11 protein-coding genes and 2 pseudogenes are annotated in these 18,252 nt (G+C 49.1%); 2 read left to right on the top strand and 11 right to left on the bottom strand.

Annotation, left to right across the window (positions count from 1 at the left end; all coding sequences use genetic code 11):
- Nucleotides 1–122: 122 nt before the first annotated feature.
- The 5 genes from DVY93_RS07380 to DVY93_RS07360 all read right to left on the bottom strand — a co-directional run bounded on the left by DVY93_RS07380 (nt 123) and on the right by DVY93_RS07360 (nt 8,894).
- Nucleotides 123–386 (bottom strand): hypothetical protein, encoded by a 264-nt coding sequence (locus DVY93_RS07380; protein WP_230710022.1) that lies wholly within the window; start codon nt 384–386, stop codon nt 123–125.
- A gap of 3 nt (nt 387–389) precedes the next feature.
- Nucleotides 390–2,381, bottom strand: a complete 1,992-nt coding sequence (gene ligA / locus DVY93_RS07375; RefSeq protein ID WP_404672175.1) for an NAD-dependent DNA ligase LigA — start codon at nt 2,379–2,381, stop codon at nt 390–392.
- A gap of 461 nt (nt 2,382–2,842) precedes the next feature.
- Entirely contained in the window at nt 2,843–3,856 is a 1,014-nt protein-coding gene (locus DVY93_RS07370; protein ID WP_193006810.1) for a cell division protein ZipA C-terminal FtsZ-binding domain-containing protein, read from the bottom strand.
- A 206-nt stretch (nt 3,857–4,062) separates the two neighbouring features.
- A complete protein-coding gene (locus DVY93_RS07365) occupies nt 4,063–8,010 on the bottom strand; it encodes an AAA family ATPase (protein ID WP_230710018.1) in 3,948 nt (1,315 codons plus the stop codon).
- 80 nt (nt 8,011–8,090) lie between these two features.
- Complete coding sequence (locus tag DVY93_RS07360; RefSeq protein WP_193006863.1) at nt 8,091–8,894, bottom strand: sulfite exporter TauE/SafE family protein; 804 nt, start codon at nt 8,892–8,894, stop codon at nt 8,091–8,093.
- Nucleotides 8,895–9,384: 490 nt separating this feature from the next.
- On the opposite strand from DVY93_RS07360, the gene DVY93_RS07355 reads away from it, so the two are divergent.
- Complete coding sequence (locus DVY93_RS07355) at nt 9,385–10,341, top strand: biotin--[acetyl-CoA-carboxylase] ligase (protein WP_230710016.1); 957 nt, start codon at nt 9,385–9,387, stop codon at nt 10,339–10,341.
- An 85-nt stretch (nt 10,342–10,426) separates the two neighbouring features.
- On the top strand, nt 10,427–11,155 hold the full coding sequence (locus DVY93_RS07350; RefSeq protein WP_193006813.1) for a pantothenate kinase: 729 nt from the start codon (nt 10,427–10,429) through the stop codon (nt 11,153–11,155).
- Nucleotides 11,156–11,345: 190 nt separating this feature from the next.
- On the opposite strand, the gene DVY93_RS07345 is transcribed toward DVY93_RS07350, so the two are convergent.
- From DVY93_RS07345 to DVY93_RS07325, 6 genes and pseudogenes are all read right to left on the bottom strand, one after another.
- Complete coding sequence (locus tag DVY93_RS07345) at nt 11,346–12,533, bottom strand: isovaleryl-CoA dehydrogenase (RefSeq protein WP_193006814.1); 1,188 nt, start codon at nt 12,531–12,533, stop codon at nt 11,346–11,348.
- A 43-nt stretch (nt 12,534–12,576) separates the two neighbouring features.
- Entirely contained in the window at nt 12,577–13,497 is a 921-nt protein-coding gene (locus DVY93_RS07340) for a hydroxymethylglutaryl-CoA lyase (RefSeq protein WP_193006815.1), read from the bottom strand.
- Between the two features lie 49 nt (nt 13,498–13,546).
- Nucleotides 13,547–13,747, bottom strand: a complete 201-nt coding sequence (locus DVY93_RS12515; RefSeq protein WP_442966510.1) for an acetyl-CoA carboxylase biotin carboxyl carrier protein subunit — start codon at nt 13,745–13,747, stop codon at nt 13,547–13,549.
- Between the two features lie 339 nt (nt 13,748–14,086).
- Nucleotides 14,087–15,649, bottom strand: a pseudogene (locus DVY93_RS07335) (acetyl-CoA carboxylase biotin carboxylase subunit); the annotation flags it as partial.
- 68 nt (nt 15,650–15,717) lie between these two features.
- Nucleotides 15,718–16,524, bottom strand: a complete 807-nt coding sequence (locus DVY93_RS07330) for an enoyl-CoA hydratase/isomerase family protein (RefSeq protein ID WP_193006817.1) — start codon at nt 16,522–16,524, stop codon at nt 15,718–15,720.
- Between the two features lie 94 nt (nt 16,525–16,618).
- Nucleotides 16,619–18,213: pseudogene (locus DVY93_RS07325) on the bottom strand (carboxyl transferase domain-containing protein).
- Nucleotides 18,214–18,252 lie beyond the last annotated feature (39 nt).

The raw sequence follows: 18,252 nt of genomic DNA, 5'->3' as shown, positions 1-18,252 counted from the left end.
AAAGTCATACCCTCGTCTAAGCTTTTTAGTACTTGTTTGCGAAAATCTAGGGAGTAAGTCATGGTCTTTATGATAGCAATTAGGTTTGATAATTAGTTTATAACACTTTTAAGTGGGATTGACTATAACTCTCTCTCCCTCTTTACAAAAAAATAATCACCAACTATATAGCGTTGTGCAAGTTCATAATCCTCATCCGTTATTCGTATATCTTTTAACGCATTTATTCCTATGTTATAGCCTTCCAATTTTCGAGTTTCATAAAATATATAAAATCTAGAAGATATATACTCTGCATCTCCATCCTTCTCACGTGTCACTTGCAATGACAATTCAACCTTTTTACGAGTTTCTTCGTCCAGACCTTCCATGTCATCAATATTCATACCCTACTCCTCAAGCATCGCCAAAAACTCTTCCTCACTCACCACCTTGATACCCAGTTTTTCCGCTTTGGTTAGCTTAGAGCCAGCTTTATCCCCTGCCAGTAGCGCAGTCGTTTTGGCGGAGATGCTACCTGAGACTTTTGCGCCTAGCGCTTGTAGTTTGGCTTTGGCTTCATCACGCGCCATGCTATCGAGCGCACCCGTGATGACCCACGTTTGCCCATCGAGTGGCAGACCTTCTGAGGCGACCTGCTCAACCTTGTCCCAATGCACACCCGCCTCGCGTAATGCGTTGATGACCTCAATATTGTGCGGCGCGCGGAAGAACTTATAGGTCAGCTCGGCAGTGATTTCTCCGACATCGGGCGTTTTTATCAAGGTCTCAATACTAGCTGCCATGAGGCTATCTAAGTCGCCAAACTGCTGAGCAAAATTCTGTGCTGTGCCCTCACCAACACCGCGAATACCAAGCGCATAGATAAAGCGAGCCAGTGTCGTCTGCTTACTGGCTTCGATAGCATCGATGATGTTTTGAACCGATTTTTCACCCAATTTTTCAAAGTTAATCAGCTCGTCCTGATGATTGTGCAGCTGGTAAATATCTGCGACCGTTTTGACCAAACCATGCTCAAAAAAGCTAATCAGCCAGCTTGCGCCGAGCCCGTCGATATCCATGGCACGGCGTGAGACAAAATGAATGAGCGCCTCGGTCTGCTGGGCTGGGCAAAACAGACCGCCACTGCAGCGCGCCAGCGCTTCGTCTTCTGGCAGGACCACAGGCGAGTCGCAGACAGGGCAGGTCGATGGCAGTGTCACTGGCTCAGAATCCTCTGGACGCTGATCGTGCCAGACGCGCGTGACTTTGGGAATGACGTCTCCTGCCCGATGAACGCTGACCATATCGCCTGCACGCACGTCTAAACGCTGAATCTCACCAAAGTTATGCAAGGTGACATTGCTGACGGTGACGCCGCCCACTTTTACTGGCTCAAGCTTACCGACGGGTGTGATTTGTCCCGTTCGCCCCACTTGCCACTCGATATCGTTTAGACGCGTCATGACCGTTTCGGCAGGGAATTTATACGCAGTTGCCCAGCGTGGCTCCCGAGATAAAAAACCCAGCTGCTGCTGCAGTGCCAAATTATTGACCTTAATCACCATCCCATCGATTTCAAACGGCAGATCGCTACGCGCCTCAATCACAGACTCATAATAGGCTTGTGCCGCGCGTGGATTTTGTACCACTTCTACCGCGCTGACCGTAAAGCCAATGTCTGTTAACCATGCGAGCGCTGCTGATTGAGTATCGATACTCTCAGGTAGACCTTGATTGACCGAATAGCCATAAAATGCGAGTGGACGACTGGCGGCCACGCTTGGGTCTAGCTGACGTAAGCTTCCAGCGGCGGCATTGCGTGGATTGGCAAAAGTTTTACCCTCGTTCTCTTCAGCTAGTCGATTGAGACGCTCAAAGCCTGCCTTTGGCATGAGCACTTCACCGCGAACTTCTAGCAGCTCGATATCAGCAGCAGCGGCTAACCATAAGGGCAGATTACGAATGGTTTTGGCGTTTTGGGTGATGTCCTCCCCCGTTTGCCCATCACCGCGCGTGACCGCTTGCACAAACTTGCCATGCACGTATTTTAACGAGACCGCCAAGCCATCTAGCTTTAGCTCCATCTCATATTCAGGATTCTGTTGCGAGACGCTAAGACGGTCATTGACGCGGCGCATAAAATCACGCAGATCATCGTATTCAAAGACATTGCCCAGCGATAGCATCGGGATGTCATGGGTGACTTGGGTAAAAGCAGACAGTGGCATATCGCCGACTTGATTGATCGGGCTATCAGGCTGCACCAAATCTGGATAGGCTTCTTCTAGCTCAAGTAAAGAGCGGCGCAATTGATCGTATTCGCTGTCTTCTAAGGTAGGATTGTCGAGCACATAATACGCATAGTTATGCGTTTTAATCGCATCGATAAGTGCGCGCATTTGGATAACGATATCGTCGTGTGTGTCAGTGACATTAGAGGATTGCGCAGGTGTTTTTTGAGGGGTTTTACTTTGCGCAGCAGTCGGTAAGATAGGATCAGTCATAGTCGGCGTCTTTACGGTTCAAGATACCGATATGATAACAAGTTTGACAAATACTCGGATGAAATTTTATCAAAAACTACCGCTAATCCTAAATAAAATAAGGACACGCATTATCATGCGCTACTGGGATAAGTTTTTTTTGCTTACTGTGCCTTCGCCGGCAGAGGCTGCGCAAAACCTGTCCCAGTAGCCCTCTAATTATTTTATAGTGGATAAAGTGTCGTGTTATAAAATATATAAACCATAAAAAAGGCAAATAACGTCAATCGCTATTTGCCTTTGAGATATTTGAGATAACGGATAAGCACTTTTAAATGCTGGTTTGCTTGGCCTTTAAGCGCTTAGCCTTCAAGCGCTTAGCCTTCATAGTCGCGGACTTGGTTACGCAGCTGCTGCTTGTATTCAGGGGTGATTGGCTCGTTCTCTTCATCCAGCATAATGGCGTCCAAATCGCTTGCCATCATATAAGCAATGCTCATCATACTATCGAAACTGCGGACGGCTTGTGGATGCGGTAAGGATAAAAACACCACCACGCCATTATAAGTATTGGTCGCCACACTATGCGGATCAAACGGCGCAATACCACTGTCGGTGATGCCCATCATGCTAAACCATAGCATGCCTGTGCCGTCTTTTTGCTCATAGCGATGGAACATATTCATCGCCCCATAGCGCAGACCGTATTTATCAATCAATGCCAACAAATCACGGCCACGGATGACTGCTGCTGGGCGGTCACGATACTGGTGCGGCAAGATGGTGATGTTGATGTTGTCTTTGGCATGGATTAATGGGCCGTTTTGCGCGTCATCAACAGGCTCTGACAGATGCTGATCGAGTATCGGACTATTATTGTCAAAACTTGGCTCTTCTGCGGTATCAATCGATGGCATCAGACTGTCTGTCGCCGACACCAAGCTTGAAAACGCATCAGGCTCTTGCTCGATATGCATCTGCTCAGCGGCTTCTACAAACTCAGCATTATCGGTACGCTGCTGCTCATCTTGCCAGCGGGCATAGTCGGCATTTTCGTTGGTATGGCTATCCTCGCTCCCATCACCGCGTCCAGCCGTCAACTGCGCATCGACATTGGTGTGCGCTTGGGTCAAGGGTTCTTCTTCAACGACCGCATTCAAATAACTACGATCAGGGCCGATACTCGTCTCGCCGGCGACCGTATCATCCAAGTCTGGCTGGTCGACGATATTGCGCTCATGACGCGGTATGATGGGGATACCGTTTTTATCATAATTGACCGCTACCGCCTCAGCATCTTTACGGCGCTTAAAGCTACGAATGACCATAAACAGCCCTGCAAGCACGATAAATGCGGCAATGGCGATCAATATAAACTGAATAGCGGTCATGAGAAACACATCCTAATATATGACAAAAGGGAATACACAAGAGGGGATAAATGGCAATAGTCTAGCATGGCTAATTCATATCGTCACCATATAGTCATCGTTTATCGTCAGCCCGACACACTTGCGTGATATGACAACCTCAGTCCTAACTATACCATTAGCACGGGCTGTCAGTGATCAATTATTTGTGCGATTCAGCCCTGCCCTTAATCAGCAAGGTAACGTGCCGCCTCATCAAGTGACACACTGACCAAAGTCGACACACCGGCGCTTGGCATGGTGATGCCCTTTAGCTCATCAGCAATTTGCATCGTCAGCTTATTGTGACTGATAAAGATAAACTGCAAGTCATCTGCTAACTCGTGAATTAAACTGGTAAAGCGGGCAACGTTGGCGTCATCAAGTGGGGCATCGACTTCATCAAGCACACAAAATGGGGCAGGATGCTGCTTAAATATCGCAAAGATAAGGCTCAGTGCCGTCAGCGTTTTTTCACCGCCCGATAACACAGCAAGGCGACTGTTACGTTTGCCTTTTGGCTGTGCCATCAAGGTAAGGCCTGCCCGCCACTGCTCAGATTTATGTTGATCAGCGGGTATATGAGCTGGCATATCATCCGTGTTTAAGGTCAAACTTGCTTGCCCGCCACCAAAAACTTTGGCAAATAGACTGGCAAGCTCATTATTGACGGCACCTAACGTCTGCATAAACAGTGTCTTAGTGGTTTCATCAATTGACGCAATCGCCTGCGTCAAGGTGTCTATACTCGCCGCAATGTCTGCTGTCTGCTGCGCCAATGGCTCTAAGCGCTCATTGACTTCCGCCAATTCTGCCACTGCCGCCAGATTGACCGCGCCAATTTTGCCTAACTGCTGCTCAAGCTTTTTGTGTTCCCTCTCAAGCTCAGCGATTTTATCTGGGCGCACGCGGCGATCATGCGCGATAAAATCCGCCAGTAGATTTGAGACACTGGTGTGTTGCGGCGGCGGCTGTCGTAAGTTTGACGGCGCTTTATACTTATCACTTGCACGATAGTAAGCAGTTAAGGCGTCATGCGTCTGGCTGCTGGCGTCATCCAAACGTGCCGCGCTTAGTGCCAGCTCAGTGGCATGATGGGCAAGCTCACTTTGCTGACTTTGTAGCGTCTGTTGTAGCGTATCTAGCGAGGTCTGCTGCTGAGTATAGTCCTGCTTAAGTAACGTCAGCGCGGTCTCACGCTCTGTTAGTAGGGCTTGCTGCGCATCGCGTGCTGTCTGTGCATCTTGCAATGCCGCTTGCAGTGCTGGCAGTTTATTTTGCTGCTGCTCATAACTTGCGTTTAGCCGCTGCTCGCTTTGTAGTGATTTCTCCTGCTGCTGAGTGGCCCGCTCAAGGCTGCTCATGATGTGTTCTAGACGCATCTCGCTTTGTTGAATACGAAGCTGCAAGGCTTGCCAAGCGTCGTCATCTGCTTGACGCGCGCGGGTAAGCTCACTGCGCTCGGCTTGCAACTGCTGGCTTCTCGCCCGTGCATCCGCTATTTTTGGCGTCAGCGCTGCTGTCTCATTGTGAATGTGCTGCTGCTCATGATGAAGCGTTTGCTGCTCTTGCACCAGTTCTTGTTGCTCTTGTTCAAGTGCGGCTTTATCAGTATTTAGACGGTGGTTATCGGCTTGCAAGCGCTCAGCATTGGCGCGCTGCGTGGTAAGTTGCTGCTGGTATCGATGCTTGTCACGGATGAGTTGCTCAGATTGCGCGCGCGTTTCCTCGACATTGACCGTTACCGCATCATGGTCGCGCTGACTGTCAGCGATGGCTTTTTTCTGATCTTGTATGGTCGTTTCAATCTCATCAAGCGCTTCTTCTAACGCTTGCAAACGGGTGCGCTGCTGCAAGCGCTGCGTGAGGAACTGATTACCGCTGTCATTTTGACCATCTTGCGCACCAGCAAAATTACTGAGGTTCAGCGTACCCTGACGACTCAGCAGCCAACCATCAGTGCTTAGCAAAATGGCGGAGGCTGGTAGGTTTTTTAAGACTTCCACAAGCGCGTCTAGATTTTGTTCGTCATTTATATCAGCCGATGCCACATACAAATAACACTGCTGCCAAAGCGCCAACGCGGGCTGCGAAATCAGCTCGGATAAAGGCCATACCTTATCAGCCACGGTATCGGACAAAGGCTGGATAAACGGATCTACGCTACCCTCACTTTGCTCAACAGATAACCATAAACTATGCCCTGTCTCTATGGCCGACGTATCTTGTTTATTGGTACTTTGATTTTGCCCAGTTTGATACGTCAATACCTCTGTGACATGAGGCGCAAGCGCTTGCCATAAGCTAGATACTTTTTGCGACTCTTCATGACTGTTATCTGCAATTGCTGGAGGGTTTTGATTGGCGGCCAGCACGTGGCTATCTAACCACAGCGCCAATACGCTATCGAGTAGCGGTGCGTACTCTCGCCCTTTTGCGCTTAACTCAATCTGCTCACGCAATGTGGTCACGGCTAATTTATTATAATCGCTGACCACGTTATTTTTTGAATCAGTCGTTAAAGCAGAAGCTTTTTGCTGAGATTTTGAGGTTGGTTTGGGATGCAGTATCCGATGCAGGGTCTCATACTCACCTGCCAATAACGCATGACGTTTTTCATGCTCACCCAGCTCGCGCTGCTGCATTATTAGGCTTTGCTGCAGATGCTGTGCTTGCGGCTGTAATTCCGACAACCGCTCATCGACGCTGTCTTGTTGCCGTTCAATCTGCTGTAGTTGTGTATTTAGCGCGTCAACTTGCGTCTTTAGTGTCTGAGACAAAGCGTGCGTATCTGTATTTTCTGGTACATCGTTATTATCAGAAGGCGATAGTGACTGTTGTAATTGCTGCCACAGATGTTGCCAGTTTTGCTGGCGGCGCTGCCATTTATCATAATTTTGCTGATAGCGCTTTTGCGATTGGGCATTAATCGCTTGCTGCTGCTCAAGCGTACGAGCGTTATCCTGCAAACGCGATAGCTGGTTTTGTGCTTCATGCCACGCGCGTTGTAACGGTTGCTCATTGCGTTTATGCGACTCACGTTTGCAGCTCAGCTCAGTCAGCTGCGGACGCAACTCATTTAGTATGTTCTGCTGCTTGGTTTGCTGCGCCTTTAACTGATTCATGTCAGTGACTGCTTGCTCACGCTGCTCATCTAGGCTGGCTAATTGCTGCTCAACGGCTGTCAGCTGTGAGGTTGCATCGCTCAGCTTGTGCTCAGCTTGTTGATGGCTTAGCTGCTGCTGATAATGCGCACTTTGCGCCTCGTCTTTTAGCCATTGCTCTTGGTTGATGTGAGCGGCAAGCTTATCTTGCTTGGCTTTTAAACTCTCATAGCTGGCTTGTAAGGTGGCGACCTCGGCCGCGCTACGCTCGTGGGCTGCTTTTTGCTGCTGCTGAGCGTGTTTGGCTTGATACAACTGTTGAATGGCGAGCTGCTGCTGAATATCAGCAAGCGTTAAGGCCAGCTCTTCATAGCGCTGCGCACTGGCGGCTTGCTTAGACAGTGTCTTTTGTTGGCGTACCAATTCGCTTTGCATGTCATGCAGACGGGCCAGATTTTCTTGGGTTTTCTCAAGCTTTTTTTGGGTTTCTTCACGGCGTGCTTGATAGCGCGAGACGCCTGCTGCCTCTTCGATAAACTCACGCAGCTGCATGGGGCTAGACTCGACGATACGTCCAATCATGCCTTGCTCAATGACGGCATAACTGCGGGCGCCAAGTCCCGTACCCAAAAACACATCGACGACATCACGGCGGCGACATCGCGTGCCATTGATAAAGTAATCTGAGCGACCCTCTAGATTTACCTGACGGCGGACGGACAGCTCTTGATAAAGATTAAACTCATGGCGAATGCCCGTTTGCTCATCTTGGGTATGCTCAAAAGTCAGCTCGACACTGGCGACACTTTTGGCAGCCTTGTCCTGCGTACCAGCAAAGATCACATCACTCATCGCGCCACCACGTAGCTGCTTGGCAGAGGTCTCGCCCAGCACCCAGCGGATGGCGTCAATAACGTTGGATTTGCCGCAGCCGTTCGGCCCGACAATGGCGGTAATGCCATGACGAAAGGTAAAAGTCGTTGGATTGGCAAAGGATTTAAAGCCTGCCAGCTTTAGAGATTTTAGGCGCATGAAGGATCAGTAAACTTAGCAAAAACAGGCGGCTATTCTACCTGAAATGAGGATGGGTTTTTAGGGTTTGTCTGAGTCAATTAAATCACTCCAATCGCGCTTAATAACAACTGTCCCCCTGCAAATAATAACAGCACCCCAAATGCACGCTTAAGCATAAGGGCCGGCAGTACATGGGCGAGCTTGGCACCGACTTTTGCCATCGCAAAGCTAGCCACTGAAATGCACAAAAATCCTGTGACATGCACAAACCCTATCGTGCCCTCAGGCAGATTGACCACGTCTTGGCCAAACCATGCAAACCCTGCTGCGCCCGCCAGCGCAATCGGTAGACCACACGCCGCAGACGTACCAACCGATTGTTTCATCGGTAGTCCTGCCCAGTTCAAAAACGGTACGGTCAAACTACCACCGCCAATCCCAAAGATAGACGATGCCATGCCAATGCCCGTACCCGCACCAAACTGTACGCCAGTAGAGGGTAAGGGTTTACCCAACTGCTCTTTGTTAGAAAAAAACAGCATCTTTAAAGCGACCAGAAGCGCGCCAACACCGATGATGGCCTGCAACGCCTTGCCATCAATCATATCCGCGATACCAGCGCCGACCAGACTACCGATGACCAAGCCCAGCGCCATTTTTCGCCATACTTCCCAGCGCACACCGCCGCGCTTATTATGAGCAGTGAGTGAGCTGATCGAGGTCACAACGATGGTCGCAAGGGAGGTGCCAATGGCCAAATGCGTCACTACTTCTGGCGAAAAATCGTAAGCAGTGAAAATCCAGACCAGTGCTGGTACGATAATCATACCGCCGCCCACGCCAAATAAGCCCGCGCTGACACCCGCAAATGCCCCTGCAATTACAAACCACACATATAACATCATTGAATCAGCCTTTTATCACGCTTGTTTTTTATGATACTGGTATTTTAGAAACCACTTACCTACAGTCGATTGACCTTAAAAAGGATACAGCGCTACTGACAGCGCTACTAGTAGAACTCTTCTGTATCATCGAACCACGTTTGCGAACGGCAAGCCATAAAATCATATCAGTAGCACATGACTATGCACGACTTTTTTATTTTAAGCTAAAGATCTTGTGGCGCTCGATTGAATTTGCCAAAACATAATCTGACCTTTATGCTGTCTGTTTTATACTGTTTACTAGTGGCCATTTTTTAGTGGTGATCTTTTTAGTGATGACCGCCTATCAAATAGTGACGGTTTATTATGATGGCTACTCAGTATATCAAAGATTCCCCATGCGACATTAACCACATCGACGAAACTTATGCTGCCACCTGACCATTTATCTGACTATACATCCGATTCCATATCCGATTTCGAGGTATCTGACTCTGAGTCATTCGTGCTGGACCACTTACCTGAGCTCAACCACCGCCACCTTGCCAGTAGCAGATCAACCAACAGCGAGCTGATAGCAGACGTGCAAGATGGCACGCTAAACCCTGCCAAGATGCATCTATTGACCGCAGAAACCCAAAGCTCAGGTCGTGGACAACACGGGCGCTCATGGCAGTCACCGCGCGGCAATGTCTATCTGTCGTTATATCATCCAGTGCACATGCCAGTGAGTGGTTTATTGTCCTTAATTATTGGGGTTGAGCTGGCCAAAATGCCCGTCATCCAGACCTTAAATGAGCAGTTGCAAGCACAAGGTCTGACGCCAATTGGAGTGAAATGGGCAAATGACTTGGGTTTTTACCAGCCGCAAAATCAGACCAAAAACCCAGAACAAACTGGGCTGGATAGCTCAGTAGTGGATAGTGCGGCTTTACATCAGCAAACGTTGCCCTTTCACAAACTGGCTGGCATTTTGATAGAGCCAGTGACACAAGCGGGTAAATTGGTGGGCGTCGTGATGGGCATTGGCTTAAACGTACAGACCGCCCCCAAGCTAACAGCACAAACTGCTGAAGGCATGAGTTATCAAGCGATTAGCCTGCAGGATATTTGTGAGACGCTAAAACTCGATGCCCATACTGTGAGACTACCAAGCCTAAAAACGCTGTACCAGCAAATGAGCAAAGCGTTGATGGCAGCGATGACACGCTTTGAGCATCTAGGGCTGGAGAGGCCAACCGGTCATACCTATTATTTGGACAGCTTTTTAAAGCAGTTTGCCACGATGGATGCGTTGGCAGATCTACGCTTACGCGTCACCCAAGATTACAACAATCAAGAACAAATCGTGATGGGCGATGCTTGCGGTGTCGATACAAACGGATGTTTGCAATTACGCCAAGATAACGGTAAGATTTCTGCGCTTTTTACCGGACGCATCGACGTTATTCATCAGGTTTAAACCGCTTATTTAACGAGCAACCACCGTGAGGCAAGTGTCAGCTTAGTGTGTTGATCACAGGCTTACTGGATATAAAGGGAATTTTATGCTCTGGCTTGATCTTGGAAATACCCGCCTTAAATACTGGCTTACCGATGATATCGGGCAGATAGTCGCGCATGATGCCAAGCAACATCTGCAAGCACCTGCCGAATTATTGATGGGTCTGACCGACCGCTTTGAGCGTTATGCACCCGACTTTATTGGGATTTCATCCGTCCTAGGTGACGATCTCAATGTTAAGGTCTCAGACACCTTAAGCCGTCTAAATATCCCGTTTGATTTTGTGCATGTCAATGCAGCGCACCCGCTTATGAATAGCGCCTACAATGACCAGCAGCTCGGCTGTGATCGCTGGCTACAAATGCTAGGGGCGGTCGATAAGAAAAAACGTCAATGTGTGATTGGCTGCGGTACAGCCGTAACGATTGATTTGATCGATCATGCCGAGCATTTGGGCGGTTATATTTTCCCCAGTATTTATCTGCAACGTGAGTCCCTGTTCTCTGGCACCAAGCAAATCACCATCTCTAACGGGTCTTTTGATAGCGTCGGTCAAGGAGTGACCACCCAAGATGCGGTACATCGCGGGATATTATTGTCGATTGTTGGCGCGATCAATGAGATTAGTCATCGACACCCTAACTTTGAAATGATTATGACGGGCGGCGATGCGGCCATTATTGCCCAACACGTCAACCGCCCTGTGCACCTGCGTGATGACTTATTATTAAACGGCTTGGCGCGTTATTTCGACCACAGCAAACAGCCGTAACTTTTTATGAACCTTGTGAAATCAGCATAAAAAAGCAGTACATCTTAGGTGTACTGCTTTTTTGGTTATCACGATAGTCCATTCTATTTAAAACCGATACAGAGTGAATGGGATGAATTGCCTATGCAAGCACTACATCAAGTAGGCTTAGCAAGTTTCACAAAGGTAGTCGGCCTTTTTGAGTTTGGTACTACTTAGTTTCGTTAAACAGCTCACGACCGACCAACATACGACGAATCTCGCTGGTCCCTGCGCCAATCTCATACAGCTTGGCATCGCGCCAATAGCGACCGAGTGGATACTCGTTGGTATAACCATTACCGCCAAATATTTGAATGCCCTCGCCCGCCATCCAAGTCGCTTTTTCTGCGCACCATAGAATGACACTGGCACAGTCTTTACGTACCTCTCGACTGTGACCGGCTCCGCGTTGGTCTAGCATGTCGAGGTTCTTACCGACGGTGTATAGAAAGCTACGTCCTGCTTGCAGTACCGTATACATATCGGCAACTTTGCCTTGTATCAACTGGAACTCACCAATGGCTTGACCAAACTGCTTACGATCATGGATATAAGGCACGACATTGTCCATCACCGCTTGCATGATGCCGATAGGACCTGCGGCCAGTACGGCACGCTCATAATCTAGGCCACTCATCAGCACCTTAACGCCTTCATTGAGACCGCCCAAGATATTTTCGCTTGGTACTTCGACATTGTTAAACGTCATCTCACCCGTATGGCTACCGCGCATGCCAAGCTTATCTAGCTTTTGCGCGGTACCAAAGCCTTCCATGCCTTTTTCGATAATGAAAGCCGTCATGCCTTTAGCGCCCATCTCAGGATTGGTCTTGGCATACACCACCATCACATCAGCATCAGGTCCATTGGTGATCCACATTTTGCTGCCGTTTAGCACATAATGACCATTTTTTTCTTCTGCTTTTAGCTTCATACTGACGACATCTGAGCCAGCACCCGTCTCACTCATCGCAAGCGCACCGATGAATTCACCGCTGATGAGCTTTGGCAGATACTTTTGCTTTTGGGCCTCAGAGCCGTTACGTTTGATTTGATTGATACACAGATTGGAATGCGCCCCATAGCTCAGCGCCACCGAGGCTGACGCGCGGCTGATTTCTTCCATGGCGACCATGTGTGCAACGTAGCCCATGTTAGAGCCACCGTACTCTTCAGGAACGGTAATGCCATGCAGGCCGATGTCACCCATCTTTTGCCATAAATCCATGGGGAATTCATCACTGCTGTCGATTTCGCTTGCGCGTGGGGCGATTTCTTTTGCCGCAAACTGCTGCACCACATCACGTAGCGCATCGATATCTTCGCCGAGCTGAAAGCTCAAACCAGGTAAACTCATAACCATTCCTTGTATTTTAATATTTAGTTTTTACAATCGTTTTTTAAGACTGACGTTTATTAATTAGAGCACGGGCCACGTTTGAGCCGTTAGCACGCCCTAAAAATTTACTGATACGCTCGCCTGCCACGACCAATTTATCCAAATCTATTCCCGTGCTGATACCCATGCCGTGTAGCATATAAACCACGTCTTCGGTTGCGACATTACCCGTGGCCCCTTTGGCATACGGACAACCGCCCAGCCCAGCGACTGAGGTATCAAATTCACTGACGCCCATTTGTAGGGCAGCCAAGGTATTGCTTAATGCCTGACCATAAGTGTCATGAAAGTGCCCCGACAGCATCGCGATGTCAGCATGTTCAAGTGCAGCTTGCAGGGCGCGCTGTACCTTGAGCGGTGTACCAACACCAATGGTATCAGCAATACCAATCTGTTCAGAGCCAATCTCTATCAATCGTTTGGTCACATAAGCCACTTGGCTAGGGTCAATATCGCCCTCATAAGGACAACCGACCGTACAAGAAATGACGCCGCGTACTTTGATGCCGTGCGCTTTTGCAGCAGCAGCAACGGGCGCAAAACGCTCAATACTCTCATCAATACTGCAATTGATGTTCTTTTGGCTAAAGGCTTCACTGGCTGAGCCAAAAATGACGATTTCATCTGGACGATGCACAATAGCATTTTCAAAGCCGCGCATATTGGGCACCAGTACTGAATAGCGAACGTCTGGCTGCCGCGTAGGCGCCAGTGCTTCTAGTAGTGCGCTGTTATCGCCCATTTGCGGTACCCACTTTGGTGAGACAAAGCTAGTAACCTCTAATTTTTTGATACCTGCTGCGACCAAATCATTAATGAGCGCCTGCTTGACAGCCGTCGGCACCATCATCGATTCGTTTTGTAGTCCATCACGCGGGCTGACATCAACGATGGTGACGTGGTCTGGATATGAGTGACTCATGCTTGTCATCCTTTTAGTTATTCGCCTTTTTATAAAGGTCTGTCAGCTACTAGCCTTCACTATCGATGCGCAATAGCTCATCACCATCAGCGACCAAGTCACCTGGGGCAAATAATAGCTCTGCCACCACACTATCAGTCGGCGCGGTAATGGTGTGCTCGATTTTCATGGCTTCGATGACAGCAAGAGGCTCACCTTTTTTGACAGTGTCGCCTATCGCTACTTTAAAGGCAACCACTTGCCCTGGCATTGGCGACTTCAAACTGCCAACCGCTGCCGTGTCCTCACCCACATGTGCCATGATATCAATCAGCGTAATCTCATCGCGTCCACCATCCGTGAACACATAAACCGTCTCATGATGCACCCAGCTTTGAGCACTGATACGTGCGCCCTCTAACCACAAGGTATGATTGTGCGCATCACGGCTGGCATAGCTGACTTGCCCTTCATAAGCCATTTCGGTTTGCGCGGCTACATTACTATTGTTATTGTCCTGCGTATTCGCGATTTCTTTTTCAATGACAAGTGTAAAGCTACTGAGATTTTCGCTGCCTTTTTTACTATCAGCACAATCTGCATTGTGCCAATTGCTGATACGCGCGCGGTAGGACTGCTCATCATAAACCAAGCTAAATGATCGAGTATAATCATTATAAGCACGGAAACCGGTAGGCTTACTAAACGGGTCTGTACTAGAGCGTTGCGCGGTGGCTTCAGTGGCAAGCTGCTGCGTGATAGCCGTCACCACCAGCGTCGATAGGTTAAGTGGATGCTGATCAAAAAGCACCTCGCGCTCGCGCTCTATCAACGCGGTATCCAGATTGGCCCCGCTAAACGAATCGGTATTTAAAATATGACGCAAAAATGCCACGTTGTTTGGCAAACCCACAATACGCGTCTGCGCCAAGGCACGATCAAGTCTCGCAAGCGCTTGCTCTCGTGTGGGTGCATGCACGATAAGCTTGGCAATCATAGAATCATAAAAAGGACTGATGACATCGCCCTCTCGTACGCCATCGTCGATACGCACATCACTAATATTAAAGGTGCTGTGCTCAGGTTTTTGATAAGTAAACAACGTCCCTGTCGCTGGCAAGAAGTTATTGTCAGGGTTTTCAGCACAGATGCGCGCCTCAATGGCATGGCCATTGATGACCAGCTCGTCTTGCGTTTTTGGTAGTGGCTGACCTGCGGCGACCAAAAGCTGCCACTCGACCAAGTCCACCCCAGTGATGGCCTCACTGACCGGATGCTCAACTTGCAAACGCGTGTTCATCTCCATAAAATAAAAATTCATCGAGTCTTCGCGCTGCTCAACAATAAATTCAACCGTGCCTGCACCCACGTAATCAACGGCACGCGCAGCTTCGATCGCAGCGGTTCCCATCGCTTCACGCATGGCAGCATCAACACCGGGAGCTGGCGCTTCTTCTAATACTTTTTGATGGCGACGCTGCACGGAGCAATCACGTTCAAACAGATGCACATAATTGCCTTGGGTATCACCAAATACTTGGATTTCGATATGGCGCGGTTTTAGCGCATATTTCTCGATCAAAACTTGATCATTGCCAAAACTGGTGATCGCTTCACGGCGGCACGAGTCGAGCAGGTCAATAAAATCGCTACTTTGCTCAACGATACGCATGCCTTTACCGCCGCCGCCAGCGCTCGCTTTTATCAAGACAGGATAGCCAATATGATCTGCCTGCTGCTGCAGAAATTCTGCGTCTTGGTTGTCACCGTGATAGCCCGGTATCAGTGGCACACCAGCGGCCTCCATCAAGCGCTTAGACTCAGACTTGCCACCCATAGCACGGATAGCATCAGCCGATGGACCGATAAATACCAAGCCAGCCTCTTGGCAAGCTTGGGCAAAATCTGCGTTCTCACTTAAAAACCCGTAGCCTGGATGGATGGCCTGTGCGCCCGTCTGTTTGGCGATAGCAATAATAGCATCGCCTTTTAGGTAGCTGTCTTTTGGCGCAGAGCCGCCCAGATAGATCGCCTCATCACAGACAGCCACATGCTTAGCACTGCGGTCTGCATCAGAATAAACAGCGACGGTGCTGACACCTAACCGCTTGGCAGTCGCGGCCACTCGGCAAGCAATTTCGCCACGGTTGGCGATTAGAATTTTAGAAAACATAACTATCCCTGTGTCTTATCGTTTTTATTTGACGGCTTGTCTATTTTTTATTGCTGGTCTGCTGTCAGTTAATCTACTGTCAGCCAATCAGGCTTGCGCTTTTGCAAAAAGGCTTGCACGCCCTCCTTACCTTGCTTTGATGAGCGGATATCAGCGATCCCTTTTACGGTATCGGCAATCAACTCATCGGTGATCGGTGCGCCAGCGATTTCGTGTAATAGCTGCTTGCAGGTCTTGACCGCGTCAGGGCTGTTTTTGACGACTTTGGCACAGAATGCAGCCACCTCGTCCTCCAGCCCCTCTTCACTGACCCGCTCATGGATAAAGCCCAGCTGACGCGCTTTTTTGGCATCAAAAACCTCAGCACTTAAAAAATAACGCTGCGATGCTCGTGCGCCTAGCGCTCGGATAACGTAAGGACTGATAGTCGCAGGTGCTAGTCCCAAGCGCACTTCACTCAGACAAAAATTAGCAATCTTAACGGCGATGGCCACATCGCAGACAGCGACTAGTCCCATACCGCCTGCATAGACGTCGCCTTGGATTGCCGCAACCGTTGGCTTGGGACACTCATAAATGGTCTTGAGCATTTGTGCCAATTTATCCGCGTCCGCTAGGTTTTCCTTATAGCTGAAATCTGCCATGGCACGCATCCAGTTCAGATCAGCGCCAGCACAAAACGCCTTGCCAGCAGCCGCTAAAACGATCACTCGCACATTATCATCAGCGCCAAGCGTGGTAAAAACTTCTGTCAGCTCGGCAATCATCTCATCATTAAAAGCATTGCGTATCTCAGGGCGATTCAATGTCACCGTCGCGACATGCTGCTTGATATCTACCAGCAAGCTTTTATAATTGTTTGTCTCTTTTTGCATTGTCTTCTCTTTTTTCAGTCCCTATCCGCTGTCTTTACTCACGAATATATTTGTTAAGCATCGTTGAATCGTAAAACTAGTGACTCAGCGTTCACTACATTCTAAAAACACCATAAGTCGTCTCTTCAATTGGTGCGTTGTAGGCTGCGCTCAGTCCTAAGGCTAGTACCTGACGCGTATCAGCAGGATCAATCACACCGTCATCCCATAGACGCGCCGTGGCATAATACGGATGACCTTGCTCTTCGTACATCTCACGAATCGGCGCTTTAAAGGCCGCTTCGTCTTCATCACTCCACGCCTCACCTTTGCGGTCAAAATTATCACGCTTGACGGTTGCCAAGACCGATGCTGCTTGCTCACCGCCCATCACGGAGATACGGGCGTTTGGCCACATCCATAAGAAACGCGGGCTATACGCGCGGCCGCACATACCATAGTTGCCAGCGCCAAATGAGCCGCCGACGATGACCGTGAATTTTGGTACTTTTGCATTGGCCACCGCCATGACCATCTTGGCACCATGACGGGCAATGCCTTCGTTTTCGTATTTACGACCAACCATAAAGCCCGTGATATTTTGCAAAAACACCAATGGGATTTTACGCTTACAGCACAGCTCAATAAAATGCGTGCCTTTTTGTGCTGATTCACTAAACAAGATGCCGTTATTGGCAATGATACCGACGGGCATACCCTCGATATGAGCGAAGCCGCAAACCAGTGTCGTGCCAAAACGTGCTTTAAACTCATCAAATGCACTGCCATCAACGATACGGGCAATGATTTCTTTGATATCAAACGGCTTGCGTTTGTCCGTTGGAATGACACCATATAGCTCTTTGGCATCATAACGTGGCGGCTTGGGTACAATTTGATTGGGAATATTTTTGGCAGGACGATTTAGATGGCTGACGATATTACGGGCGATGGATAACGCATGGGTATCGTTTTGCGCTAGATGATCGACCACGCCTGATAGCCGCGTATGCACGTCACCGCCGCCCAAGTCTTCGGCGCTAACCTCTTCACCTGTGGCGGACCACCTAAAAAGATGGTGCCTTGATCTTTAACAATGATAGATTCATCGCTCATCGCTGGCACATACGCGCCGCCAGCTGTACAGCTGCCCATAACTACGGCAATCTGCGGAATACCTGCCGCACTGAGGTTGGCTTGATTAAAAAAGATACGGCCGAAATGCTCTTTATCAGGGAACACGTCATCTTGATTGGGTAAGTTGGCACCACCCGAATCGACTAGATACACACATGGCAAATGATTTTCTTGCGCGATTTCTTGCGCGCGCAGATGTTTTTTGACGGTCATTGGATAATATGTGCCGCCTTTTACCGTGGCATCATTACAGACAATCATACACTCCGTGCCATTGATACGGCCGATACCTGCAATCACGCCCGCCGCCGGAATATCTTCGCCATACATGTCGTGCGCGGCCATCGGAGCCACTTCTAAAAATGGCGTGCCGACATCCAGCAAACGCTCGACCCGCTCACGTGGCAGCAATTTACCGCGCGCCAAATGCTTGGCTCGTGCGCGCTCTGAGCCGCCTTGGGCAACTTTACGCAGATGCACATACAAATCATCAACGATCTCTTGCATGGCGGCACTGTTTTGCTGAAAATCGCTTGAGTTCGGACTCAATTTACTGGTTATGATAGCGCTCATGATATCCCTTTTCTTTGTTGCATAAATGCGAGTCACTTT

The organism is Psychrobacter sp. CCUG 69069, assembly GCF_021023115.1.
Lineage (GTDB): Bacteria > Pseudomonadota > Gammaproteobacteria > Pseudomonadales > Moraxellaceae > Psychrobacter > Psychrobacter namhaensis.
This window is presented reverse-complemented; position numbering and strand designations above follow the sequence as displayed.

Bases quoted from the DNA above. Each gene is read 5' to 3' on its own strand.
- DVY93_RS07380 (WP_230710022.1), bottom strand. From the start codon at position 386: ATGAATATTGATGACATGGAAGGTCTGGACGAAGAAACTCGTAAAAAG.
- DVY93_RS12515 (WP_442966510.1), bottom strand. From the start codon at position 13,747: ATGCCAGGGCAAGTGGTTGCCTTTAAAGTAGCGATAGGCGACACTGTC.
- DVY93_RS07370 (WP_193006810.1), bottom strand. From the start codon at position 3,856: ATGACCGCTATTCAGTTTATATTGATCGCCATTGCCGCATTTATCGTG.
- ligA (WP_404672175.1), bottom strand. From the start codon at position 2,381: ATGCGCGCACTTATCGATGCGATTAAAACGCATAACTATGCGTATTAT.
- DVY93_RS07340 (WP_193006815.1), bottom strand. From the start codon at position 13,497: ATGAGTCACTCATATCCAGACCACGTCACCATCGTTGATGTCAGCCCG.
- DVY93_RS07330 (WP_193006817.1), bottom strand. From the start codon at position 16,524: ATGCAAAAAGAGACAAACAATTATAAAAGCTTGCTGGTAGATATCAAG.
- DVY93_RS07365 (WP_230710018.1), bottom strand. From the start codon at position 8,010: ATGCGCCTAAAATCTCTAAAGCTGGCAGGCTTTAAATCCTTTGCCAAT.
- DVY93_RS07350 (WP_193006813.1), top strand. From the start codon at position 10,427: ATGCTCTGGCTTGATCTTGGAAATACCCGCCTTAAATACTGGCTTACC.
- DVY93_RS07360 (WP_193006863.1), bottom strand. From the start codon at position 8,894: ATGTTATATGTGTGGTTTGTAATTGCAGGGGCATTTGCGGGTGTCAGC.
- DVY93_RS07345 (WP_193006814.1), bottom strand. From the start codon at position 12,533: ATGAGTTTACCTGGTTTGAGCTTTCAGCTCGGCGAAGATATCGATGCG.